General features: G+C 51.7%; 1 pseudogene. It reads left to right on the forward strand.

The features are described from left to right. Window positions 1-535: pseudogene (locus FDX22_RS26520) on the forward strand (PhoH family protein); the annotation flags it as partial.

Raw genomic sequence — 535 nt, forward strand, 5'->3', positions numbered from 1 at the left:
AGGACATCGAGCCAGAACAAATTCACCTTGCGATTAAAGAAGCGCGTGTGCTTGAGCAAAGCGCAGACAGCGTGCCGGAATTTGGCAAAGCGGTGAATATCAAAACCAAGCGCGGAGTGATTAAACCGCGCACGCCGAATCAGGCACAGTACATTGCGAATATCCTCGACCACGACATCACCTTTGGTGTTGGCCCTGCGGGTACAGGTAAAACGTATCTGGCTGTTGCCGCTGCGGTCGATGCACTAGAGCGTCAGGAGATCCGCCGTATTCTGCTAACCCGTCCAGCGGTTGAAGCCGGTGAAAAACTGGGCTTCCTGCCGGGCGATCTCAGCCAGAAAGTCGATCCTTATTTACGTCNTACGACCGCTGTATGACGCGCTGTTCGAAATGCTCGGTTTTGAGAAGGTTGAAAAGCTGATTGAACGTAACGTCATTGAAGTTGCGCCGCTGGCCTATATGCGTGGCCGTACGTTAAACGATGCGTTTATCATTCTTGATGAGAGCCAGAACACCACCATCGAACAGATGAAAA

Source organism: Citrobacter sp. TBCS-14 (genome assembly GCF_005280805.1).
GTDB classification, from domain to species: domain Bacteria; phylum Pseudomonadota; class Gammaproteobacteria; order Enterobacterales; family Enterobacteriaceae; genus Citrobacter; species Citrobacter gillenii.